Source organism: Variovorax sp. UMC13, from assembly GCF_014170375.1.
Classification (GTDB): domain Bacteria; phylum Pseudomonadota; class Gammaproteobacteria; order Burkholderiales; family Burkholderiaceae_C; genus Variovorax.
The window spans coordinates 144,006-165,361 of record NZ_LZZW01000036.1; the positions used below are offsets into that span (position 1 = coordinate 144,006).

Consider the following 21,356-nt stretch of genomic DNA (forward strand, 5'->3'; position numbering starts at 1 on the left):
CGATCGTGGTGCAGCCGGCGTGGCACATGTCTTGCGAAGCGGCTTCCATGGATGCCGTCGCCACCGTCTCTTCCGCCGCCATCGAGGTCGTCGCGCTGACCAAGCGCTACGCCGCCGGCACGCCCGCCGCGGTCGACCGCATCGACCTGCGCATCGCCAGCGGCAGCTACTGCTGCCTGCTGGGGCCTTCGGGCTGCGGCAAGAGCACCACGCTGCGCATGATCGCGGGCCACGAGTCGGTCTCGGGCGGCGACATCCTGCTGGACAACCGCAACATCACCGACCTGCCGGCCGCGGCGCGCGGCACGGCCATGATGTTCCAGAGCTTCGCGCTGTTCCCGCACCTCTCGGCGGTGGACAACGTGGCCTTCAGCCTCAAGATGAAGGGCGTGGCCAAGGCCGAGCGCCGACGCCGCGCCACCGACCTGCTCGAGCGCGTGGCCATGGGCCACCTGGCTGAACGCAAGCCGGGCGAGCTCTCGGGCGGCCAGCAGCAGCGGGTGGCGCTGGCGCGGGCGCTGATCACCGAGCCGCGCGTGCTGCTGCTCGACGAGCCGCTGTCGGCGCTTGACCCCTTCCTGCGCATCCAGATGCGCGCCGAGCTGCGCCGCTGGCAGAAGACGCTGGGCCTGACCTTCATCCACGTCACGCATTCGCAGGAAGAGGCGATGGCGCTGGCCGACACCATGGTGGTGATGAACCACGGCCTGATCGAGCAGGTCGGCTCGCCGCACCAGGTCTACAACCACCCGGCCAGCGAGTTCGTCGCGCGCTTCATGGGCGGCCACAACGTGTTCGACACGCCGGCCGGAGCGGTCGCGGTGCGCAACGACCACATGCGGATCGCGTCCGACGCCGAGGGCGGCACCGGCGTGCCGGCCCGCATCACCGACGTCGAGTACCAGGGCACCTACGTGCTGATCGGGCTCGAGCTCGAAGGCGTCGCGAAGGCGCGCCAGGCCGTGTCCGTGCTGCTGGGCGAAGCCGCGTTCCTGGCCCGCCCCTGGACTCCGGGCGAGCGCGTGCACCTGTCCTGGGCCGAGGCCGACGAGCGCGTGCTCGGGCTCGGGCTCGGCGTCCAGCGCCCGGCCGCGCCGGCGCCCGCCCCCTCGTCGGCCCTGCGCGACGACACCGCGGCCATCGCCGCCTTTTCAGCCTGAATTCACAGCCACCGGAGACCTTCCCATGACCGAACCCCTCGACACTTCCCTTCCCGGCCTGCAGCGCCGCACCCTGATCCAGGGCGGCGCCGGCCTGGCCGGCATCCTGGCCGCGGGCATGGCGCCCTTCGTCCATGCGCAGGAAAAGATCGTGCTGCGCTACCTGGGCACCGCGGTGAACCAGGACAAGGCCATCGCCGAGAAGTTCAAGGCCGACACCGGCATCGAGATCCAGTACGTGGCCGTGACCACCGACGACGTGACCAAGCGCGCCGTGACCGCGCCCAACAGTTTCGACCTGATCGACACCGAGTACTTCTCGCTGAAGAAGATCGTGCCCACCGGCAACCTGAAGGGCATCGACAGCAAGCGCGTGAAGAACGCCGACAAGATCACCTCGCTGTTCACCAAGGGCGAGGTCGCGGGCAAGAAGGTCGGCGACCAGGGCACGGCGCCGATCAAAGTGATCTACCTCGAGGGCGAGAAGAGCAAGGTGTTCGCCAAGTCGCCCACCCAGTTCATGTCGCTGATCCCGACCACCTACAACGCCGACACGCTGGGCATCCGCCCCGACCTGATCAAGCGCCCGATCTCCTCGTGGGCCGAGCTGCTCAACCCGGAATTCAAGGGCAAGACCGCGATCCTGAACATCCCCTCGATCGGCATCATGGACGCCGCGATGGTGGTGGAGGCCAAGGGCATCCACAAGTACGCCGACAAGGGCAACATGACCAAGGCCGAGATCGACCTCACGATCAAGACCCTGATCGAGGCCAAGAAGGCCGGCCAGTTCCGTGCGCTGTGGAAGGACTTCAACGAGTCGGTCAACCTGATGGCCTCGGGCGAGGTGGTGATCCAGTCGATGTGGTCGCCGGCCGTGACCGCCGTGCGCAGCAAGGGCATCGATTGCGCCTTCCAGCCGCTCAAGGAGGGCTACCGTGCCTGGGCCTCGGGCTTCGGCCTGCCGGCCACGCTGCAGGGCAGGAAGCTCGACGGCGCCTACGAATTCATCAACTGGTTCCTCGACGGCTGGGCCGGCGCCTATCTCAACCGCCAGGGCTACTACAGCGCGGTGCTCGAGACCGCCAAGGCCAAGATGGAGGCCTACGAGTGGGCCTACTGGATGGAGGGAAAGCCCGCCACGCAGGACATCAAGAGCCCGGGCGGCGACGTGATCGCCAAGGTCGGCGCGGTGCGCGACGGCGGCAGCTACGAGCAGCGCATGGGCGGCATCGCGTGCTGGAACGCCGTCATGGACGAGAACGAATACATGGTTCGGAAATGGAACGAGTTCGTCGCGGCCTGAGGCCCCGTCTTTCTCCCTCTCCCTCCGGGAGAGGGCGGGGGTGAGGGCTCCGGGCGGTAGAACGCGCGGAACGATGGATACGCCGCTGCCCCCACCCTGGTCCTCCCCCAGCGGGGGAGGAAAAAACACCACCACACCATGACCCACGTGACGGCAACCGCATCTCCCGATCGCACCCTCCAGGCCTGGTGGCAGGCCGCGCCCTTCGCGCTGGTGTTCCTGCTGTTCTTCCTGGTCCCGCTGGCCCTGGTGGCGATGGTGAGCCTGTGGAACTTCAACGAGTACGAACTGATCCCGGCCATCACGCTGCGCAACTACCTGAGCCTGTTCGAAGGCTGCTCGCGGCTCACCGACAACGGCGACCTCTGCGTCACGCTGAGCACCTACCTCAGCACGCTCAAGTTCTGCCTGCTGGTCTGGGGCCTCACGCTGCTGATCGGCTTCGCGGTGGCCTACTTCCTGGCCTTCCACGTGCGCTCGTCGACCATGCAGACGGTGTTGTTCGTGCTCTGCACCGTGCCCTTCTGGACCTCCAACGTGATCCGCATGATCTCGTGGGTGCCGCTGCTGGGGCGCAACGGGCTGGTCAACCAGGGCTTGATGGGCCTGGGCCTGGTGAATCAGCCGGTCGAGTGGCTGCTGTTCTCCGACTTCTCGGTGGTGCTGGCTTTCGTGCACCTCTACACGATGTTCATGATCGTGCCGATCTTCAACTCGATGATGCGCATCGACCGCTCGCTGCTCGAAGCCGCGAGCGACGCGGGCGCATCGGCCTGGCAGACGCTGTGGAACGTGGTGGTGCCGCTGTCGCGCACCGGCATCCTGATCGGCTCGATCTTCGTGATCACCATCGTGATGGGCGACTTCGTCACCATCGGCGTGATGGGCGGCCAGCAGATCGCGTCGATCGGCAAGATCATCCAGGTGCAGACCTCCTACCTGCAGTTCCCACTGGCCGCGGCCAACGCGATGATCCTGCTGGCCGTGGTGCTGATGATCATCTGGGGCCTGACCCGGCTGGTCGATATCCGAAAGGAACTATGACCACCCCCGTCACTTGCTCACTTCGTGTAGCCGCCTCCCCCCTCAAGGGGGCGACACCAGCGGCCCGGCAAAGCCGGTTCCGCGGTGTCTCCCGAACGGGCTGCGCTTCGCTCGCCTCGGCACGCGCGAACGCAGGACGGCGCACATGAGCACGCGCATCGGCGAAAAGCGCGCCGCCGGCTTCTGGCCGCTGGCTTTCGTGTTCGCGCTCTTCGTGCTGTTCCTCTACGGCCCGATGATCACCATCTTCGTGCTGAGCTTCCAGGGCCCCGAGGGCGGCCTGACCTTTCCCTTGCGCGGGGTGTCGCTGCACTGGTTCCACAAGCTGGCCGAAGGCCTCGGCACGGTCGACATCGCCGCGGCCTTCCGCCGTTCGCTGATGCTGGGCGCGGTGGTGATGGCCTTCACCGTGGCGCTGTCGGTGCTCGCCGGCCTGGCCTTCCGCAAGAAGCTCGCGGGCGGCAACCTGCTGTTCTTCATCACCGTGGCCAGCCTGATCATGCCGTCGATCATCGTGTCGCTGGGCATCGGGCTACAGTTCCGGCTGCTCGACACGGGCATCAAGGATGCACTCACCGCGATGGATGCCACGGCCACCCTCGAGAACTACGGCACTGCGCTGGGCCTGCTCACGTCGGCGCTCGGCGCGCACCTGACCTGGACCCTGCCCTTCGGCCTGCTGATCATGTTCGCGGTCTTCAACCGCTTCAATCCGGCCTACGAGGAAGCCGCGCGCGACCTCGGCGCCACGCCCTGGCAGACCTTCCGCCACGTGGTGCTGCCGTTGATCGGGCCCTCGATCGTCGGCGTGGGCATGTTCGGCTTCACGCTCAGCTGGGACGAGATCGCGCGCACCTCGCAGGCCATCGGCGACGTCAACACGCTGCCGCTCGAACTGCAGGCGCTGACCTCCACCGTGACCACGCCCGCGATCTATGCGCTGGGCACGGTCACCACGCTGGTCTCGCTGGCCGTGATGGCCATCGCGCTCGGCGGCGTGGCGCTGCTGCGTCGCCGTTCCCTCCACCCCCGCCGATGAGGTCCGACCGATGCCCCGACTGCTCGTGATCAACCCCAACACCTCGGCCGCGGTGTCGGCGCTGCTGCAGCAGCATGTGCAGGCCGTCGCGGGCGAGGCGTTGGCGGTGCAGACCACCACCGCCCGCTTCGGCGCGCCCTACATCGCCTCCGAGGCCGGCTATGCGGTCGCCAACCATGCGGTGCTCGACGCCTGGGCCGCCGAGGTGGCCAAGAACGGCCGGCCCGACGCGGTGCTAATCGGCTGCTTCGGCGACCCGGGCCTGTTCGCGCTGCGCGAAGGCGCGGGCGTGCCCGTGGGCGGCCTGGCCGAGGCCGCGTTCTCGGCCGCGGCCTGGCATGGCCGCTTCGCCATCGTGACCGGCGGCGACCGCTGGCGCCCGATGCTGGCGCGCCTGGCCCATGCGCTGGGCCACACGCAGACGTTGGCCGGCATCCACACGGTGGCGCCCACAGGCGCGCAGCTCGCGGCCGACCCGGTGGGCGCGCGCCGCCTGCTGGCCGAGGCCTGCTGCCAGGCGGCCGAGCGCTTCGGTGCGCAGGCCGTGATCCTGGGCGGCGCCGGCCTGGCCGGCATGGCGGCGGACATCGCGTCGCAGGTGCCGGTGCCGCTGATCGACAGCGTGCAGGCCGGTGCGCAGTGGGCCGTCGAGGCGCTCAAGCGCAAGGAGGCCGCCGGCAGCGGCTTCGGCGTTGACTGGCAGAACGTCTCGTGGGAACTCGCGGCCCTGGACTGACGGCGGGCTTTGGCCCCGGCTGACGACGCCGGCGTGCCCGCCATGCCACCATCACGGCAGATCGGAGCACGACCCCATGACCCAGCCCTACCTCCCCGAGACCCAGACCCGCGCGCAGGTCGACGCCCTGCCGGGCGCCGCCGTGATCGACTTCGGCACCAACTGGTGCGGCCACTGCCAGGCCGCGCAGCCGCTGGTGGACCGCGCCTTCGAGGCCCATCCCGGCCTGGCGCACCACAAGGTCGAGGATGGCAGCGGCCGGGCGCTGGGCCGCTCCTTCAAGGTCAGGCTCTGGCCCACGCTGGTGTTCCTGCGCGACGGGCAGGAGGTGGCGCGCCTGGTGCGGCCCACCGATCCGGCCGCCATCGACCAGGCACTGGCCGCGCTCGCGCCCTGAAGCTGTCGGCATCCGCCTACCGCATCTCGCGCCGCGGCGATGCGTGGCCAGCACGACGGCACTCCTAGATTGCGCGGATGACAGACATCCGCAAAGGCCAGGCGCCGGCCCCCCTCGCGCGCGAAGCGTTCCATGACCGTTTCATGCAGGACTTCCAGGACCCGGCCTTCGGGGCCGAGCAGGAGGCGCTCAAACGGCTGGAAGACATCGCCTGGGACGCCTACGACGAGGGCCGCAAGGCGCCGGTCACGCGGCCCGGCGGCGAGGGTTTCGCGGATCCCACCTACGAGATCTCGGTCGAGTGGCTCGAAACCAGCCGCCGGCTGCGCAAGGCGCAGGAAGCGTGGGGCCAGGCCGCGACGCCCACGCGGGTGCTGCTGGTCAACGGCTCGCCGCGCAACGACGGCACCTGCCCCGGCGAGATCTCCAAGACCCATCGCATGGTGCAACTCGCCCAGGCCGAGTTCGCGGCCGCGGGCATCGAGGCCGACGTGCTCGACCTGAGCCGGCTGACCTCCGACTACGACCGCCACATCCACCCCTGCAAGGGCTGTGTCTCGACCGCGATGCCGCTGTGCCACTGGCCCTGCAGCTGCTACCCCAACCATTCGCTGCGCCAGACCGGCGACTGGATGGCCGAGATCTACGAGCAATGGGTGTCGGCGCATGGCGTGATCCTGTTCACGCCCACCCACTGGTACCAGGCGCCCAGCGTGCTCAAGTCGATGATCGACCGGCTGGTCTGCGCCGACGGCGGCAACCCCGACCCCAGCAGCACGCACGGCAAGAAGGCGGCCGAGGCCAAGGAGATCGAGCTCAAGGGCTGGCACTATCCCAAGCATCTCGACGGCCGGGTCTACGGGGTGGTGGTGCACGGCGACGTGGCCGGCATCGAGAGCCTGCGCCGCAACCTCAGCGACTGGCTCGACTGGATGGGGCTGATCGACGCGGGCCCGAAGGCGCGGCTCGACCGCTACCTGGGCTACTACGAGCCCTACGCCACCAGCCATGAGACCTTCGATGCCGACGAGAAGCTGCAGGAGGAAGTGCGCAACGTGGCGCGCGCCGTGGCGGCCGGCGTCCAGGCGCTGCGCGCGGGCACGCTGGTGCAGCCGGACCGCGGCTTGAAGCCGGCGCGCACCAAGTAGCCGGGCGTCGCGGTTCACGCTTCTTTACCGACGCTCACGCAGCGTTGACGCGGGCGCCAAGGCACCGATACACGCGGCGGCCAAACTTCCTCTCACCTGCTGCCGACAAGGCGACAGGCAGGACACAGGCACCGAGCCCCCTTCCGGGGGCAACGAATCGGCAGGCCGGTGCCTTCACCCTCTGAAAGGAAATGCTCTCATGATCACCGCACGTCAACGCATCCTGTGGGCCAGCCTGCTGGCCTCGGCCACCTTCGCCGCCGCGGCGCAGACGCCTCCGCCCGCCGCACCCGCCGGTCCCGAGGCGCGCACCGAGCAGCGCGCGCACAAGCCGCACGACGGCAAGTTCTTCGAACGCATGCAGGAACGCCGCGTCAAGCACCTGGCGGACCTCAAGGCCAAGCTCAAGCTCAGCGCGGCCCAGGAAGGCGCCTGGACCACCTTCACCACCGCCACGCAGCCGCCGGCACCACCGGCCGCCCGTGCCGACCGCGAAGCGGCCCGCGCCGAGTTCGCCAAGCTGACCACGCCGCAGCGTCTGGACCGCATGCAGGCCCGCCAGAGCGAGCGCGCCGCGCGCTTCGCCCAGCGTGCCGATGCGACCCGCACCTTCTACGCCGCGCTCACGCCGGAGCAGCAGAAGACCTTCGACACCGAGGCGCTGAAGCACGGTCCGCGCGGCCATGGTCACCGCGGCCACGGTCCCGACGGCCACCGCGCGCCGCCGCCCGCGCCCAAGGGCTGATCGCACCGGGCCCATGAAAAAGCCCGCGGCATCGCGAGATGCCGCGGGCTTTTTACCGTTCGAGGCGCAGCTTGCTTACTTGGGCGTGCCGGTCGAGGTCTTGGGATTGGTCGGGACTTCCGGGCGTTCGCCCTTCTCGCCGAACTGCGGCTTGGTCTTGAGCGCATCCTGGCGCACCTCGGCGCGCGTGGTGCCGCTCATCACCTGCGGTGTGGCGTTGGGCTGGTTGTTGGTCATGGTGCTGGGCTCGCCGCCGGGCGTGTTGCTGTTGGCCGGGTTGCGGTTCTGCACCCGGGCCTCGGACTTCACCGCCTCGCGCGAGGCCGGCATGCTGCCGTCCGGGCGCTGCGTCGGATTGGGCACGCCGGCACGCGACTCGGTGCTGGGCTGGCCGGAGGTGGAGGGCGTGGTCACCACACCCTGGGCGCTGACGGCGCCGGCGGCCATCAGGCCGGCGAGAAGGGTGGCGTGGATCAGGGGGTTGCGCATGATGTCGTCCTTGGAATGTTGAAAGTGGCAAAGAGCGGGCCTCTCGTGACGCCCTGAAGTCACCGTAGGAGCCACTTCGGTGCGCCTTTGTGGGGCGTGGGCACGGCAGCCTGTAGGACGTGGCGGGGCATGGGTCGAAGAAGGTGAGGCGTCCTACAGCGCACACGCGCGGGCGGCCCTACAACCGTTCCGATGCTTTCTCTTCCCTTCTTCCTGCCGTGAGCGCCATTCCTTCCGCCGAGGCCGCGGTGCCGCCTTCCACGCCGCTGGCGCGGGCGCCGGCATCGCTCAAGGTCATGACCGTGAACACCCACAAGGGCTTCACGGCGCTCAACCGCAAGTTCATCCTGCCGGAGCTGCGCGATGCGGTGCGCACCGTCGGCGCCGACGTGGTCTTCCTGCAGGAGGTGCAGGGCACGCACGACCGCCATGCGCGCAAGCACAGCAACTGGCCCGAGGCCCCGCACTACGAATTCCTGGCCGACACCATGTGGCCGCAGTTCGCCTATGGCCGCAACGCGGTCTATCCCAAGGGACACCATGGCAATGCGGTGCTGTCGAAATTCCCGATCGTCCATCACACCAACCACGACGTGTCGATCGCCGGGCCTGAGAAGCGCGGGCTGCTGCATTGCGCCCTGCGCGTGCCGGGCCGCGTGGGCGAGGTGCATGTGATCTGTGCGCACCTGGGGCTGGCCGAGTCGCACCGCCAGCAGCAGCTCGAGCTGCTCTGCTACATCGTGCGCGACGAGGTACCGCCCGATGCGCCACTGGTGGTGGCCGGCGATTTCAACGACTGGCGCGGCCGTGCGCACGCGGTGCTGGCCCATGGCGCGGGCCTGCGCGAGGTCTTCCTGCACGCCAACGGCGCCGCGGCTCGAACCTTTCCCGCGCGCTTCCCGGTGCTCTCGCTGGACCGCATCTACGTGCGCAACGCGGGCGTGCATTCGCCAGTGGTGCTGCCGCGGCGCCCCTGGTCGCACCTGTCGGACCATGCACCGCTGGTGGCGGAGATCGAGCTGTGAACGGGCGCCAGTGGAGCGAGGGCAACCGGCTCGAGCTGCTCGAGAACGGCGAGCAGTTCTTCCCGCGCGTGTTCGAGGCCATCCGCGAAGCGCAGCGCGAGGTCATCGTCGAGACCTTCATCCTGTTCGAGGACAAGGTCGGCGAAGGCCTGCATGCGGCCCTGCGTTCGGCCGCGCAGCGCGGCGTCAAGGTCGACCTGATGATCGACGGCTTCGGCTCGCCCGACCTGTCGCCGGAATTCATCGGCGGCCTGACCTCGGTGGGCGTCAAAGTGCGGGTGTTCGACCCGGGTCGGCGCGTGTTCGGCCAGCGCCTCAACGTGTTCCGCCGCATGCACCGCAAGATCGTGGTGGTCGACGGCCAGCGGGCCTTCGTGGGCGGCATCAACTACTCGGCCGACCACCTGCTGGATTTCGGCCCGCAGGCCAAGCAGGACTACGCGGTCGAGATCGGCGGGCCGATCGTCTCGGAGATCCACCGTTTCGTGCTGCATGCGATCGCGGTGGGCGGCAAGGGGCCGAGCTGGTTCCGGCGCCGCCTGCGCGCGGCCCACCACGACCAGGTCAATGCGCCCGCGGGCGAGGCGCAGGTGCAGTTCGTCACGCGCGACAACCGCCGCCACACCAACGACATCGAGCGCCACTACCGCGCCGCGATCCGCACCGCGCGCGAGCGCATCGTGATCGCCAACGCCTACTTCTTCCCGGGCTACCGGCTGATCAAGGAAATGCGGCGCGCGGCCCGGCGCGGTGTCGACGTGCGGCTGATCCTGCAGGGCGAGCCCGACATGCCGATCGTCAAGACCGCGGCCAGCCTGCTCTACCACCACCTGCTGAACGCGGGCGTGCGCATCTACGAGTACTGCGAGCGGCCGCTGCATGGCAAGGTGGCGGTGATGGACGACCGCTGGAGCACCGTGGGCTCGAGCAACCTCGACCCGCTGAGCCTGTCGCTCAACCTCGAGGCCAACGTGATCGTGCGCGACGCCGAGTTCAACCGCACGCTGAGCGAGCGGCTGGACCACCTGATGGCGCACAGCTGCAAGCAGATCGAGGCCAAGGACCTGACCGAGTGGAGCGGCTGGCGCCTGGTGCGCAGCTTCTTCATCTTCCACGTGCTGCGCTGGTACCCCTCGCTCACCGGCTGGCTGCCGCGCCACGCGCCGCGCCTCAAGCCGCTCGACCCGCCGCCGATCCCGCAGGCCGGCGCGACGCCGACCGAGGTCGCGTGATGGCCACCGCGCCTGCGAGCACCGCGCAGGCGGAACCTGCCAGTGCCTGGCGCCGGGCCTGGCCCTGGATCAAACGCATCGGCACCTGGGTGTTCTTCGCGGGCGTGGCCTGGCTGCTGGTGCAGCAGGCGCGTGCCATCGACTGGGACGAGGTGATGACCGCGTTTTCGCGCCTGCCGGCCTCCACGCTGGCGATGGCGGGCGGCCTGGTCGCGCTGAGCTTCACGCTCTACAGCACCTTCGACCTGCTGGGCCGGCACATCACCGGCCACGGCCTGCGCGCCGGCACCGTGATGGCCGTGACCTTCGTGAGCTACGCCTTCAACCTCAATCTGGGCTCGCTGGTGGGCGGCGTGGCCTTCCGCTACCGGCTGTACTCGCGGCTGGGCCTGGACAACGCCACCATCACGCGCGTGCTGGGCTTCAGCATGCTGACCAACTGGCTGGGCTACATGGTGGTGGCGGGCACCGCCTTCTGCTTCTGGCCGCTGGACCTGCCGGCCGACTGGAAGATCGGCAATTCCGGCCTGCGCCTCCTCGGCGCGGCGCTGCTGGCGCTGGCCGCGGCCTACCTCGCGCTGTGCGCGGTCGCGAGCGACCGCACCTGGCACTTGCGCGGCCATGCCTGGCAGCCGCCCGCGCTGCGCCTGGCGCTGCTGCAGCTGCTGATGTCCTGCACCAACTGGTGCCTGATGGGCGGCGTGGTGTGGCTGCTGCTGCAGCGGCAGGTGCCCTACCCCGAGGTGCTGGCCGTGCTGCTGGTGGGCGCGGTCGCGGGCGTGATCACCCACGTGCCGGCCGGCCTGGGCGTGCTCGAGGCGGTGTTCGTCGCCCTGCTCTCGCACCGGCTGCCGCCGGGCCAGATCCTGGCCGGGCTGATCGGCTACCGCGCGCTCTACTACCTGGCGCCGCTGGCGATCGCCACCCTGGGCTACCTCGCGATGGAAGCGCGTGCGAAGCGGCTCGCGGCGGGCACGCCGGTCGCTTGAGCCGACCCGCGACAAGGGTTGTTCGCATCACTGTATATTCGTACAGTGAACATCGATCGCAAGCTCGCCATCCTGGCCGACGCCGCCAAGTACGACGCCTCGTGCGCCTCCAGCGGCACGGGCGCGCGCAACTCGGTGGGCGGGCGCGGCATCGGCTCGACCGAAGGCGCGGGCATCTGCCACAGCTATGCGCCCGACGGCCGCTGCATCTCGCTGCTCAAGATCCTGCTGACCAACTTCTGCCAGTACGACTGCCTCTACTGCGTGAACCGCGTGAGCAGCAACGTGCCGCGCGCCCGCTTCACGACCGACGAGGTGGTGCAGCTCACGCTCGACTTCTACCGCCGCAACTGCATCGAGGGCCTGTTCCTGTCGAGCGGCATCATCCAGAGCCCCGACCACACGATGGAGCAGGTGGTGGAAGTGGCGCGCGCGCTGCGTGAAGACCACGACTTCCGCGGCTACATCCACCTCAAGACCATCCCCGAGGCCTCGCCCGAGCTGCTGCAGCGCGCCGGCCGCTATGCCGACCGGCTCAGCATCAACGTCGAACTGCCCACGGCCGACGGCCTGGCCGCGCTGGCGCCCGAGAAGGACGGTGCCGGCATCCGGCGCGCGATGGCGCGCATGCGGGTGCACATCGACGATGCCAAGGGTGCCCGCCGCGACGCCGCCGCGGGCACGGTCATGTCGATGCCCGGCGCCGCGCCGCGCCGCGCGCCCGCGCCGGTCTTCGCGCCGGCCGGCCAGAGCACGCAGATGATCGTGGGCGCCGACGCGGCCGACGACCGCGCGCTGCTCGCGACCAGCGCGCAGCTCTACGGCGCCTACCGGCTGCGCCGCGTCTACTACTCGGCCTTCAGCCCGATCCCCGATGCTTCGTCGTCGCTGCCGCTGGCCGCGCCGCCGCTGGTGCGCGAGCACCGGCTCTACCAGGCCGACTGGCTGATGCGCTTCTACGGCTTCACGCACGACGAGATCGTGCCGGCCGCCGCCAACACCGAGGCCGGCGCGGCCGGCGGCATGCTCTCGCTCGACGTCGACCCCAAGCTGGCCTGGGCGCTGGCGCACCGCGAGCGCTTTCCGGTCGACCTCAACACCGCGCCGCGCGAGATGCTGCTGCGCGTGCCGGGCCTGGGCGTGAAGGCGGTCGAGCGGCTGCTGATCGCGCGCCGCGTGCGGCAGCTTCGCAGCGCCGACCTGGGCCGGCTGCATGTGCCGCTGAAGAAGGTGCTGCCCTTCGTGCTGCTGGCCGACCACCGGCCGGGCCGCGCGCTCGACGCGGCCGGTTTCGCCGCGCGCTTCCGGCCCGCGCCGGTGCAGGCCTCGCTCTTTTCCGCCTGAATGCCTACAAGGGGTGCTTCCGGTGCGCGCCACATTGCCGGCATGGCAACCCACACCGTCACGCTTTCGAGCGACACCGACTGGCCCGGCTTTCGCGGCGAGGCGCGCGCACTGCTGGCGCGCCAGGTGCCGCCGGAAGACGTGGTCTGGCACACCCGCGCCAGCGCCGAGAGCGACCTGTTCGCGGCGCTCGAGACGCCGCGCGCGCAGGGCGTGGGCAGCGCCTCGGCGATCGTGCCGCCGGCCTTCGTGCGCTTGTGCGAGACCGTGGTGCTGCACGACGACCCGGACCGTTTCGGCCTGCTCTACCGGCTGCTCTGGCGGCTGGTGCACGAGCCCACGCTGCGCCGCGATCCACTGGATGCCGACCGCGTGCGCGCGCACCACATGGCGCAGGCGGTACGGCGCGACATGCACAAGATGAAGGCCTTCGTGCGTTTCCGGCCGCTGCCGCAGGACGATGGCGAACCGACGCTGCATGTCGCCTGGTTCGAGCCCGACCACCACATCGTCGAGGCCGTCGCGCCCTTCTTCGTGCGGCGCTTCGCGACGATGCGCTGGGCCATCCTCACGCCCGAGCGTTCGGTGCAATGGCATCCCGGGGCTGCCGCCGACGCGGAAGGCGGCGAGGCGTTGCCCACCGAAGGCCGGCTCGACTTCGGCCCCGGCGCGCGCCGCGAGGACGCGCCGCCGGCCGATGCGGGCGAGGCGCTGTGGCTCACCTACTACCGCCACATCTTCAACCCGGCCCGGCTCAAGCTCGCGATGATGCAGAAGGAGATGCCGCGCCGCTACTGGCAGAACCTGCCCGAGGCGGTGCTGATCGCGCCGCTCGCGGCCGACGCGGCGGCGCGCAGCGAGCGCATGGTCGAGGCGCCGGCCACGGTGCCGGCGCGGCGCATCGTGCCCATCGCCCGGCCGCTGCTGGCCGACGAAGACAGCTCCGCCGATCCGGCCACCGCGCTGGCCCAGCTGCGGCGCGCCACCGACCGCTGCCGCGAATGTCCGATCGGCGCGCACGCCACCCAGTCGGTGTTCGGCGAGGGCCCGGTGGGTGCGGCGCTGATGGTGGTGGGCGAACAGCCGGGCGACCAGGAGGACCTGCGCGGCCGGCCTTTCGTGGGCCCGGCGGGCCAGCTCTTCGACCGTGCGCTGCACGACCTGGGCTGGTCGCGCGAGGCGCTTTACGTGACCAACGCGGTCAAGCACTTCAAGTACGAACTGCGCGGCAAGCGGCGCATCCACAAGACGCCCACGCAGCAGGAGGCGCAGGCTTGCCTGCACTGGCTGGAAAGCGAGATGGCGCAGGTGCGGCCGCAGGCGGTGCTGGCGCTGGGCGCCACGGCGGCGCGCGCGGTGCTCGGGCGGCCGGTGGCGGTGATGCGCGAACGCGGCCAGTGGCAGACCGGGCCGCGCGGCGAGCCGGTGCTGGTCACGCTGCATCCCTCGGCGCTGCTGCGCGGCGATCCGCAGCAACGCGACGAAGCCTATGCCGCCTGGCTGGAGGATCTGTCGAAGGCCACGCAGGTGGTGCGCGCGGAGGCCGGCGAAACGGCCGCGCGTTGAGGCCGCTGCGTCAGAAGCGGTAGAGGTAGCGCAGGCGGACGAAGTTGGCGCCCGGATTCGGCTTCTTGATGCCGCCGTTGGATACATGCTGCAGCCGCAGCGACAGCTCGTGTTCGCCGCGCGCGCCGAAGCTGCGGCCCACGCCCAGCACCTCGGTGAACTGGAAGGCCGTGCTGAACGAACGCTCGGGCGTGCGGTAGACATGGTTCATCACCGTGCCGCCGAGGCCCCCTTCGACGAACCAGGGCGACGCGCCCTGGTCGAAGCGGTAGCGCCAGGTGGCGATCACGCCCAGCTGGGCATAACTGCGGCGACCGTCGCCCAATACGTGGGGCGCGCGCCACTGGCTGGCGAACACATCCCAGGCGAAGGAGCGGCCGTTGACCACCCCGGCACCGCTCGGCGACCAGGGCAGCACCGCGCCCAGCGCCCACGCATCGGTGTCGGCCCCTCCATGCAGCGCGTGCCCGCCTTCGACGTAGAAAGCCGGCGCCTCGTCGCCATACGCCAGCGCCTGGGTGGCGCAGAAAAGCAGCGCGCCGAAGGCCAGCGCCGCGCGCGACCCGATGAACTTGTTTTTCATGGTTGTTGTTCGAGGGTGAGGAGTTCGCGCCACTGTCGCGCAACCGGAAAAACCACGCCGCCGGTCATTTGTCTCGGTCGGCGGTAGGACGCATTCTTTTTCAATTGCTGCACCGCAGCATAAAGAGCGCCGCAGGCCTATAGTGCTTCCTTTGCCACGTCGAAACGCCTGCATGTCCCCCACTTTCTCCTCGCGGTTCTTCAATCCGCTGCTGCTGTGGGCCGACGTCGCCCTCACGACCCAGGAGATGCTGCTGAGCGCCGTCGCTGTGGTCCAGCTGCGCACCGAACGCATGGCCCTGGCCGGGCTGGCGCCCAGCGCCGCAGACCAGGTCGAGTTCCAGCTGATGGGCCAGGAGAAGCTGGCCGCGGTCAGCGAATCGGGCGCCGCGATCGCCAATCAGTTGAACACCACCGGCCAGGCGCTCACGCAGCGCACGGTGCGCGACTGGCTGGGCGCCACCACGGCCTGGTTGGGCCTGGCCACCAGCCTGACGCCGGCCCAGGCCGCGGCGCACAGCCATGCGCTGTTGAGCGCCGGCCAGCGCACCCTCGCCAACGCGACGCAGATCGGCAGCGTCGGTGCGCGCGTGGTGCAGCGCGGCCTCAAGCCGATCCATGCGCGGGCCACGGCCAACGCGCGCCGGCTGGCGCACGCCGAGGCCTGATCAGGCCGCGACCAACCGCAGCAGCGTGATTTCCGAGGGCGCGCCGAAGCGCTTGGGCGGGCCCCAGTAGCCGGTGCCCCGGCTGGTGTAGACCCACATGTCGCGCAGCCGGTGCAGGCCGGCCGTGAAGGGCTGCTGCAGCGGCACGAACAGGTTCCAGGGGAAGAACTGGCCGCCGTGCGTGTGGCCCGAGAGCTGCAGCTGGAAGCCCGCATCCGCCGCGGCCGGCGCGCTGCGCGGCTGGTGCGCGAGCAGCACGCGCGTGGTGGCCGAGGCGGGCGCGCCCGCCAATGCCGCCTGCGGGTCGCTGGCCTGCGTGGCATCGAAATGCCCGGCGGTGAAGTCGGTCACGCCGGCCAGCACCAGGGTGGCGTCGCCGCTCTCCTCGTCGGTCTGCGCACCCGCGGCGCCACGCGCATCGAGCAGCACATGCTCGTTGAGCAGCACGCGCAGCCCGAGCCGGCGCAGCTCGACGATCCAGGCCGGGGCGCCTGCGTAGTACTCGTGGTTGCCGGTCACCACGAAGGTGCCGTGCCGCGCGCGCAGGTCGGCCAGCGGCGCGATGTGCTCGCGCAGCTCGGCCACGCTGCCGTCGACCAGGTCGCCTGTGATGGCGATCGCATCGGCCTCGAGCCGGTTGACCGCATCGACGATGCGCTGGATGTAGCCGCGCTTGATGGTCGGCCCGACGTGGATGTCGCTGAGCTGCACGATCGAGAAGCCGACCAATGCGGCCGGCAGGTCGCGGATCGGCACGTCCACGCGTTGCACCGGTGCGGTGCGGCGGGCGTTGAAGAAGCCGACCGCCGTCACCGCCGTGGCCAGCAGCGGCACCGCGGCCGCGCTCCAGCGGCGGGCCGATGCGCCGTCGAAGCTCAGGACGCCCACCCCCTGCGCGGCCCAGCCGAGCAGCAGGCCCGCATCGCGCACCAGCGTGAGCACCAGCAGCGAGGAGAACCAGCCCATGCACAGCAGGCCGAGCCAGCGCCAGGCGTCGTGCAGCGGCGGCCGCTGCCGCGAACCCAGGCCCACGAAAGGCAGCGGAATGCTGGCGGCCGAGACGACCAGGGCGAGCAGCAGTGCCAGGGCGCCGATGGGGCTCAGGGCCCACAGCGCGGGCAGCAGGCGCAGGCCGATGTAGGCATGCAGCAGCGCGGTGAGGAGGGACAGGGGGCGAAGCGGCATGCGGATTCGGAAGAGACGGGCGACGCCCGGCAGCGCATCTGTGAGCCGCCCGGCGCGCATTCAAGGCCCCGGAGGCCCGGCACCAAACGAAATCGGCGCCCGCGGCGCCGAGGGGGCCTCAGGCCGCGTTCAGTGGCTGGACGCGCTGACGCCCTGCGTCAGCATGGTGCGCCCGCTCAGCGGCGGCACGTCGATGTTGGACGGCCAGACGAAGCGCGCCGAGGTCGGCATGCCGTTGAACACCGTGAGTTCCTGCGTGAGCGTGACGCCGCCGACCGTGGCCTCGACCGCGTAATCGCCCGGCTCCAGCCGCGCCAGCATCAGCGGGCCGGTGGCGGTGGCTTCCATCACGGGCTTGCCGGTGTACTTGTTGAGAACCAGCACCTGCACGTCGCCCGGTGCGGCGCCGCGGGCACCCTGCCCCAGCGCGAACTCCAGCGTGGCGGCCCAGCGCGGCGCCACCATCTTGAGGAAGCTGGCTTCGTCCTTGTTGGCGCCGCCGCACATGTATTCCACGCCATCGGCCATGCGGATGGGGGGATTGGCCGAAGCGTGCGCTGACATCAGGCCGCAGAAAAGGAGGGCGGCGCCGGCCACGAGGGGCGCTGCGCGGCGCGAAGTACGGATGAAGTTCATGCTGTGCCGTCGTTCCAGGGTTGCGTCAGGAATTCTTCCCTAGCAAGAGTCGGGCAAGGTACAGCGTTTACGCCTAGATTTTTCTTGATCTCGCGGCGTTCAGGGTGGCAAAGGCGGGCCGCCCGCCGGCCGGTAGCGGCTTGGGTTGCCGCCCGCGACCTTGCGCATCAGCCGCCGCAGCGCGGTCGCGTCTTCGTAGCCGACCTGCGCGGCCACCTGCTCCAGCGTCATCCGGCTGGACTCGATCAGCATCCGGGCGCGGTTCGAGCGCACGCTCTGCAGCAGGGCCATGGTGCTCTTGCCGGTGGCCTGCCGCACATGCCGCGACAGGGTGCGGGTAGACATCGCGAATTCCTGCGCCAGCGCCTCCACGGTCGGCGGATGGGGCAGCGCCGCCTCGATGCGGCGCACCAGGCGCGCGACCAGCGCATGGCCGCTGGCCAGCATCGCCGGCACCACGAAGGCCCCCTGCGCCTGCCGCCCGTCGATCAGCAGGTTGCGGCCCACCGCATCGGCCATCGCCACGCCGAAGCGGCGCCGCAGCAGGTGCAGCATCAGGTCGGTCTGGGCGAAGGCGGCGCCGGCGGTGCTCAGCGGGCCGTCCTCGCAGACCATGCGGTCCGCATCCACCGTGCAGCCCGGTTCCAGGCTGCGAAGGGCCGGGGCCAGCCACCAGGAGGTGGTGACGGTGCGTCCGGCCAGCAGGCCCGCGGCCTGCAGCAGGAACACCGCCGAGCACGAGGCCGCGACCGCCCCGCCCCGGCCTGCATGCGCGGCCAGCGCGCGGGCCGCGCGCTGCATGTCGTCGTCGGCGAGCCGACTCTGCAGCGTCTGCAGGCTGGCCAGGTTCAGGCCCGGCACGATCCAGCACGAACCGTCGGCGCGCGGGCGCTTCGGCAGGGGCGTGGCCTCGACGTGCATGCCGCTGCTCAAGGGCACAGCGTTCCCGTCGACCGACACCACGCGCCAGCGCGGACGGGCCAGCTTCATGTGCGGCGCCAGCATCGATGCGGCCTCGAGCAGGGCCAGGGTGGTGGCCACGCTGCTCGCATAGCTCCCTGGCAGCACCAGGATCGTGAAATCGTTCATTGGCTGAAAGCGCATCAAAGATGTCGAAGTGGACACTCGAAGTCTAGGGCCGCCGGCGCTTCAATGGGCACTCGACTTTCCACGAAAAAGGCCATGCCCAACATCCTTGTCAAGATTCCCCGCGGCGCCTTCCCCGGCGAGGCGCGCGCGCAGCTCGCGCAGAACATCCAGGAAGCCGCTGCCAGAGCGGAACAGATGCCCGACGACCCGCGCCACCGTGCGCTGTACTGGGTGCTGATCGAGGAGATCGACGCAGGCCTGTGGACCTGCGGTGGCCACGACGTCGGCGCGAAGGTGCTGACCTTCTTCGCGCTGGCGCTGGTACCCGCGGGCGTGCTCGATACCCGATCGAGGGCACTCTACGTGGGCTCGATGCATGAAGCCTTCGCGAAGGCGATGCCGGCCGAGGACACACGACGGCTCCACAGTTCGGTGATCGTGCAGGAGGTGCCCGAAGGCTGCTGGGGCGGCAACGGCGTGCTGTGGACCCTGCCCGCGCTGGCGCAGGCGGCCGGCTATGCGCACCTTCAGCACCTGGTGGCGGAGGCCGCGGCATGAACGCGCGCGACGTGAACCAGCACGACACGCTCGACGACTTCGCGCGTCGCGAGATCACGCTCGACGGTGCGACGAAGACGGTGTGGGTGTCGGGCAGCGGGCCGGCGGTGATCGTGATGACCGAGATGCCCGGCATCAGCCCGCATGTCGCGCGCTTTGCCCGCTGGGTGCGCGCGGCGGGCTTCACGGTCTACATGCCCTCGCTGTTCGGCCGCGACGGCGCGATCCCCAGCGCCGAGGAAGGCGCGGCGATCTTCCGCCATGCCTGCGTGAGCGCCGAGTTCCGCGCCTTTGCGTCGAATGCCTCGAGCCCGGTCACGCAATGGCTGCGGGCGTTGGCACGGCAGGCGCATGGCGAATGCGGCGGCCCCGGCGTGGGCGCGATCGGCATGTGCTTCACCGGCAACTTCGCGCTGTCGATGATGCTCGAGCCGGCGGTGCTGGCGCCGGTGGTGTGCCAGCCTTCGCTGCCGCTCGACGACCCGGCGGGCCTCGAGATGGCACCCGACGCACTGGCCACCGTGCGCCGCCGCCTCGAAGCCGAAGACCTCACGGTGATGGCCTACCGCTTCGACGGCGACAGCTTCTGCCGGGCCCAGCGCTTCGCCGCCTACACGGCCGCGCTGGGGCCGCGCTTCGTGGCCCGCATCCTGCCGGACGCGGCGGCCCACCCGAACCCGCCGCCCTTCTTCGCGCAGCACGTGCGCAGCCCGCACAGCGTGGTGACGGCGCACCTCATCGACGAAGAGGGCCAGCCCACGCTGGCGGCGCGTGACGAGATCCTGGCCTTCCTGGCGATGCGACTGCAGGGCTGACAGCCGGCTTCGCCAGCCCTTCGCGCAGGGCTTGCCATGATTCGCAATCTACGCACAATCGCGGGGTGCCCACGATACTCATCAGCGAAGACTTGCGAATGAAATTCAGAAGTTCTGCGAATGTTGCGAATTCATCCGCCGTCAAAGGCAGCCGATGAAGAAGACCTTTATGGGCGTGCGCCTGCGCAAGCTGCGCGCGGAACGCGGCATTTCGCAGATCGCGATGGCGCAACTGCTGGGCCTCTCGCCCAGCTATTTGAACCAGCTCGAGCAGAACCAGCGGCCGCTCACCGTGGGCGTGCTGCTCAAGGTCAGCCGCGCCCTGGGTGTGGACGTGCAGCAGTTCTCCGAAGACGAGGAAACGCGGCTGGTGGCGGGCATGCAGGAGGCGCTGGCCGACAACCCCGGCGGTGAAGCCGTGGCCCTGCCCGAGCTGCGCGAGATCGCTGCCCAGATGCCCGCGGTGGGCCGCGCGCTGCTGGCGCTGCACCGGCGCAACCTCGATGCCGTGCAGCGGCTGGAGGAGATCGCGCTGCGGCTGGGCGACGACCGCGCCGAACTGTCACCGATGCGGCCCATGGCCTTCGAGCGCGTGCGTGATTTCTTCTTCACCCACCAGAACCACTTCGACGCGGTGGACCGCGCAGCCGAGGCCCTGGCCACCGAGGCCCATGCACAGGGCGGGCCGCTGACCGACTGGCTGGTGCAGCGCCTGGCCCAGCGCCATGGCGTGCGCGCCGTGCCTTCGCCCGACGACATGGACGCCAGGCAGCGCAGCTACGACCCGGGCAGCAAGGTGCTGCGCCTGTCGCTCACGCTCGAGAAGGGCCAGCTCGGCTTCCAGCTGGGCACGCAGCTGGCGCTGCTCGAGCATTCGGCGCTGCTCGATGCGCTGGTCGACACGCCCGAGCTGCAGCAGGACCCCCAGGCGCGCACGCTGGCGCGCATCGGCCTGGCCAACTACTTCGCGGGCGCGCTGCTGCTGCCCTACGCGCCCTTCCTCAAGGCCGCGGAGGCCTTGCGCTACGACATCGACCGGCTGTCGCGCCGCTTCGGCGTGGGCTTCGAGACCATCTGCCACCGCCTGAGCACGCTGCAGCGGCCGGGCGCGCCGGGCGTGCCCTTCTTCTTCATCCGCGTCGACCGCGCGGGCAACATCTCGAAGCGGCAGTCGGCCACGCACTTCCACTTCTCCAAGACCGGCGGCACCTGCCCGCTGTGGAACGTCTACGAGGCCTTCTCGCAGCCCGGCAAGATCCTGCCCCAGCTCGCGCGCATGCCCGACGGCCGCTCCTACCTGTGGATCGCGCGCACCGTGTCCGCGGGCCAGGGCGGCTACGGCGCGCCCAGCAAGACCTTCTCGGTCGCGCTGGGCTGCGACATCCGCCATGCGCCGCGGCTGGTCTATTCACGCGGCATGGACCTCGACGACCCCGAGATCGCCACGCCCATCGGCATGGGCTGCAAGGTCTGCGAGCGCGTGCGCTGCCCGCAGCGCGCCTTCCCCTTCGTGGGCCGGCCGCTGGATGTCAGCGAGAACGAGAGCCGCTTCGCGCCCTATCCGGCGGAGGGCATGGACGCGGCCTGAGGCGCACGCGCAGCG

At 70.3% G+C, this 21,356-nt stretch carries 22 protein-coding genes; 17 read left to right on the top strand and 5 right to left on the bottom strand.

Annotated elements, in window-relative coordinates; genetic code table 11:
• Nucleotides 1–47: 47 nt before the first annotated feature.
• From A9977_RS30240 to A9977_RS30275, 8 genes are all read left to right on the top strand, one after another.
• Nucleotides 48–1,160, top strand: coding sequence for an ABC transporter ATP-binding protein (locus A9977_RS30240; RefSeq protein ID WP_183028504.1), 1,113 nt, complete (start codon nt 48–50; stop codon nt 1,158–1,160).
• Between the two features lie 25 nt (nt 1,161–1,185).
• On the top strand, nt 1,186–2,466 hold the full coding sequence (locus tag A9977_RS30245) for a PotD/PotF family extracellular solute-binding protein (protein WP_183028505.1): 1,281 nt from the start codon (nt 1,186–1,188) through the stop codon (nt 2,464–2,466).
• Between the two features lie 138 nt (nt 2,467–2,604).
• Nucleotides 2,605–3,510, top strand: coding sequence for an ABC transporter permease (locus tag A9977_RS30250; RefSeq protein WP_183028506.1), 906 nt, complete (start codon nt 2,605–2,607; stop codon nt 3,508–3,510).
• Between the two features lie 145 nt (nt 3,511–3,655).
• The gene (locus A9977_RS30255) at nt 3,656–4,549 is read left to right on the top strand and encodes an ABC transporter permease (RefSeq protein ID WP_183028507.1); all 894 of its coding nucleotides are present in this window, start codon (nt 3,656–3,658) and stop codon (nt 4,547–4,549) included.
• Nucleotides 4,550–4,559: 10 nt separating this feature from the next.
• The gene (locus A9977_RS30260) at nt 4,560–5,285 is read left to right on the top strand and encodes an aspartate/glutamate racemase family protein (RefSeq protein ID WP_183028508.1); all 726 of its coding nucleotides are present in this window, start codon (nt 4,560–4,562) and stop codon (nt 5,283–5,285) included.
• Nucleotides 5,286–5,361: 76 nt separating this feature from the next.
• Entirely contained in the window at nt 5,362–5,682 is a 321-nt protein-coding gene (locus A9977_RS30265; protein WP_183028509.1) for a thioredoxin family protein, read from the top strand.
• 77 nt (nt 5,683–5,759) lie between these two features.
• Complete coding sequence (locus A9977_RS30270) at nt 5,760–6,830, top strand: flavodoxin family protein (RefSeq protein ID WP_183028510.1); 1,071 nt, start codon at nt 5,760–5,762, stop codon at nt 6,828–6,830.
• Nucleotides 6,831–7,029: 199 nt separating this feature from the next.
• Nucleotides 7,030–7,575 (top strand): Spy/CpxP family protein refolding chaperone, encoded by a 546-nt coding sequence (locus A9977_RS30275; RefSeq protein ID WP_183028511.1) that lies wholly within the window; start codon nt 7,030–7,032, stop codon nt 7,573–7,575.
• Between the two features lie 75 nt (nt 7,576–7,650).
• On the opposite strand, the gene A9977_RS30280 is transcribed toward A9977_RS30275, so the two are convergent.
• A complete protein-coding gene (locus A9977_RS30280; protein WP_183028512.1) occupies nt 7,651–8,064 on the bottom strand; it encodes a serine/threonine protein kinase in 414 nt (137 codons plus the stop codon).
• 296 nt (nt 8,065–8,360) lie between these two features.
• On the opposite strand from A9977_RS30280, the gene A9977_RS30285 reads away from it, so the two are divergent.
• Genes A9977_RS30285 through A9977_RS30305 form a run of 5 tightly spaced genes read left to right on the top strand, consistent with a single transcriptional unit; the run spans nt 8,361 to nt 14,220 of the window.
• Nucleotides 8,361–9,089, top strand: coding sequence for an endonuclease/exonuclease/phosphatase family protein (locus A9977_RS30285; protein WP_183028725.1), 729 nt, complete (start codon nt 8,361–8,363; stop codon nt 9,087–9,089).
• Nucleotides 9,086–10,321: a cardiolipin synthase ClsB gene (gene clsB / locus A9977_RS30290; RefSeq protein WP_183028513.1), complete on the top strand. Its 1,236-nt coding sequence runs from the start codon at nt 9,086–9,088 to the stop codon at nt 10,319–10,321. The genes A9977_RS30285 and clsB overlap by 4 nt, the downstream gene beginning before the upstream one ends.
• Nucleotides 10,321–11,310 (top strand): lysylphosphatidylglycerol synthase domain-containing protein, encoded by a 990-nt coding sequence (locus A9977_RS30295; RefSeq protein WP_183028514.1) that lies wholly within the window; start codon nt 10,321–10,323, stop codon nt 11,308–11,310. The genes clsB and A9977_RS30295 overlap by 1 nt, the downstream gene beginning before the upstream one ends.
• 45 nt (nt 11,311–11,355) lie before the next feature.
• The gene (locus A9977_RS30300; protein WP_183028515.1) at nt 11,356–12,654 is read left to right on the top strand and encodes a putative DNA modification/repair radical SAM protein; all 1,299 of its coding nucleotides are present in this window, start codon (nt 11,356–11,358) and stop codon (nt 12,652–12,654) included.
• A gap of 42 nt (nt 12,655–12,696) precedes the next feature.
• The gene (locus tag A9977_RS30305; RefSeq protein ID WP_183028516.1) at nt 12,697–14,220 is read left to right on the top strand and encodes a UdgX family uracil-DNA binding protein; all 1,524 of its coding nucleotides are present in this window, start codon (nt 12,697–12,699) and stop codon (nt 14,218–14,220) included.
• A gap of 10 nt (nt 14,221–14,230) precedes the next feature.
• Here the strand turns inward: A9977_RS30305 and A9977_RS30310 are convergent, their stop codons facing one another.
• The gene (locus A9977_RS30310; RefSeq protein WP_183028517.1) at nt 14,231–14,803 is read right to left on the bottom strand and encodes an acyloxyacyl hydrolase; all 573 of its coding nucleotides are present in this window, start codon (nt 14,801–14,803) and stop codon (nt 14,231–14,233) included.
• 172 nt (nt 14,804–14,975) lie between these two features.
• Here A9977_RS30310 and A9977_RS30315 point away from each other — a divergent pair, with 172 nt between their 5' ends.
• The gene (locus A9977_RS30315; protein WP_183028518.1) at nt 14,976–15,470 is read left to right on the top strand and encodes a polyhydroxyalkanoate granule-associated phasin; all 495 of its coding nucleotides are present in this window, start codon (nt 14,976–14,978) and stop codon (nt 15,468–15,470) included.
• Here the strand turns inward: A9977_RS30315 and A9977_RS30320 are convergent, their stop codons facing one another.
• From A9977_RS30320 to A9977_RS30330, 3 genes are all read right to left on the bottom strand, one after another.
• Nucleotides 15,471–16,655 carry a metallophosphoesterase gene (locus tag A9977_RS30320; protein ID WP_183028519.1) on the bottom strand — a complete coding sequence of 395 codons (1,185 nt, stop codon included), beginning with the start codon at nt 16,653–16,655 and terminating at the stop codon, nt 15,471–15,473.
• A 129-nt stretch (nt 16,656–16,784) separates the two neighbouring features.
• Complete coding sequence (locus A9977_RS30325; RefSeq protein WP_183028520.1) at nt 16,785–17,291, bottom strand: hypothetical protein; 507 nt, start codon at nt 17,289–17,291, stop codon at nt 16,785–16,787.
• Between the two features lie 99 nt (nt 17,292–17,390).
• On the bottom strand, nt 17,391–18,380 hold the full coding sequence (locus tag A9977_RS30330) for a GlxA family transcriptional regulator (protein WP_183028521.1): 990 nt from the start codon (nt 18,378–18,380) through the stop codon (nt 17,391–17,393).
• A 93-nt stretch (nt 18,381–18,473) separates the two neighbouring features.
• On the opposite strand from A9977_RS30330, the gene A9977_RS30335 reads away from it, so the two are divergent.
• The 3 genes from A9977_RS30335 (at nt 18,474) to A9977_RS30345 (ending at nt 21,341) form a co-directional block, all read left to right on the top strand.
• Nucleotides 18,474–18,938 (top strand): tautomerase, encoded by a 465-nt coding sequence (locus tag A9977_RS30335; protein ID WP_183028522.1) that lies wholly within the window; start codon nt 18,474–18,476, stop codon nt 18,936–18,938.
• Nucleotides 18,935–19,753, top strand: a complete 819-nt coding sequence (locus A9977_RS30340) for a dienelactone hydrolase family protein (RefSeq protein ID WP_183028523.1) — start codon at nt 18,935–18,937, stop codon at nt 19,751–19,753. The genes A9977_RS30335 and A9977_RS30340 overlap by 4 nt, the downstream gene beginning before the upstream one ends.
• A 154-nt stretch (nt 19,754–19,907) precedes the next feature.
• Nucleotides 19,908–21,341 carry a short-chain fatty acyl-CoA regulator family protein gene (locus tag A9977_RS30345; RefSeq protein ID WP_183028524.1) on the top strand — a complete coding sequence of 478 codons (1,434 nt, stop codon included), beginning with the start codon at nt 19,908–19,910 and terminating at the stop codon, nt 21,339–21,341.
• Nucleotides 21,342–21,356 lie beyond the last annotated feature (15 nt).

What these genes read in the sequence shown, in the direction of transcription:
- A9977_RS30250 (WP_183028506.1), top strand. Translation starts at nt 2,605, where the DNA reads ATGACCCACGTGACGGCAACCGCATCTCCCGATCGCACCCTCCAGGCC.
- A9977_RS30320 (WP_183028519.1), bottom strand. Translation starts at nt 16,655, where the DNA reads ATGCCGCTTCGCCCCCTGTCCCTCCTCACCGCGCTGCTGCATGCCTAC.
- A9977_RS30240 (WP_183028504.1), top strand. Translation starts at nt 48, where the DNA reads ATGGATGCCGTCGCCACCGTCTCTTCCGCCGCCATCGAGGTCGTCGCG.
- A9977_RS30285 (WP_183028725.1), top strand. Translation starts at nt 8,361, where the DNA reads ATGACCGTGAACACCCACAAGGGCTTCACGGCGCTCAACCGCAAGTTC.
- A9977_RS30315 (WP_183028518.1), top strand. Translation starts at nt 14,976, where the DNA reads ATGTCCCCCACTTTCTCCTCGCGGTTCTTCAATCCGCTGCTGCTGTGG.
- A9977_RS30265 (WP_183028509.1), top strand. Translation starts at nt 5,362, where the DNA reads ATGACCCAGCCCTACCTCCCCGAGACCCAGACCCGCGCGCAGGTCGAC.
- A9977_RS30270 (WP_183028510.1), top strand. Translation starts at nt 5,760, where the DNA reads ATGACAGACATCCGCAAAGGCCAGGCGCCGGCCCCCCTCGCGCGCGAA.
- A9977_RS30310 (WP_183028517.1), bottom strand. Translation starts at nt 14,803, where the DNA reads ATGAAAAACAAGTTCATCGGGTCGCGCGCGGCGCTGGCCTTCGGCGCG.
- A9977_RS30305 (WP_183028516.1), top strand. Translation starts at nt 12,697, where the DNA reads ATGGCAACCCACACCGTCACGCTTTCGAGCGACACCGACTGGCCCGGC.
- A9977_RS30345 (WP_183028524.1), top strand. Translation starts at nt 19,908, where the DNA reads ATGAAGAAGACCTTTATGGGCGTGCGCCTGCGCAAGCTGCGCGCGGAA.
- A9977_RS30280 (WP_183028512.1), bottom strand. Translation starts at nt 8,064, where the DNA reads ATGCGCAACCCCCTGATCCACGCCACCCTTCTCGCCGGCCTGATGGCC.
- A9977_RS30340 (WP_183028523.1), top strand. Translation starts at nt 18,935, where the DNA reads ATGAACGCGCGCGACGTGAACCAGCACGACACGCTCGACGACTTCGCG.
- A9977_RS30330 (WP_183028521.1), bottom strand. Translation starts at nt 18,380, where the DNA reads ATGAACGATTTCACGATCCTGGTGCTGCCAGGGAGCTATGCGAGCAGC.
- A9977_RS30325 (WP_183028520.1), bottom strand. Translation starts at nt 17,291, where the DNA reads ATGAACTTCATCCGTACTTCGCGCCGCGCAGCGCCCCTCGTGGCCGGC.
- A9977_RS30275 (WP_183028511.1), top strand. Translation starts at nt 7,030, where the DNA reads ATGATCACCGCACGTCAACGCATCCTGTGGGCCAGCCTGCTGGCCTCG.
- A9977_RS30245 (WP_183028505.1), top strand. Translation starts at nt 1,186, where the DNA reads ATGACCGAACCCCTCGACACTTCCCTTCCCGGCCTGCAGCGCCGCACC.
- A9977_RS30335 (WP_183028522.1), top strand. Translation starts at nt 18,474, where the DNA reads ATGCCCAACATCCTTGTCAAGATTCCCCGCGGCGCCTTCCCCGGCGAG.
- A9977_RS30295 (WP_183028514.1), top strand. Translation starts at nt 10,321, where the DNA reads ATGGCCACCGCGCCTGCGAGCACCGCGCAGGCGGAACCTGCCAGTGCC.
- A9977_RS30255 (WP_183028507.1), top strand. Translation starts at nt 3,656, where the DNA reads ATGAGCACGCGCATCGGCGAAAAGCGCGCCGCCGGCTTCTGGCCGCTG.
- A9977_RS30260 (WP_183028508.1), top strand. Translation starts at nt 4,560, where the DNA reads ATGCCCCGACTGCTCGTGATCAACCCCAACACCTCGGCCGCGGTGTCG.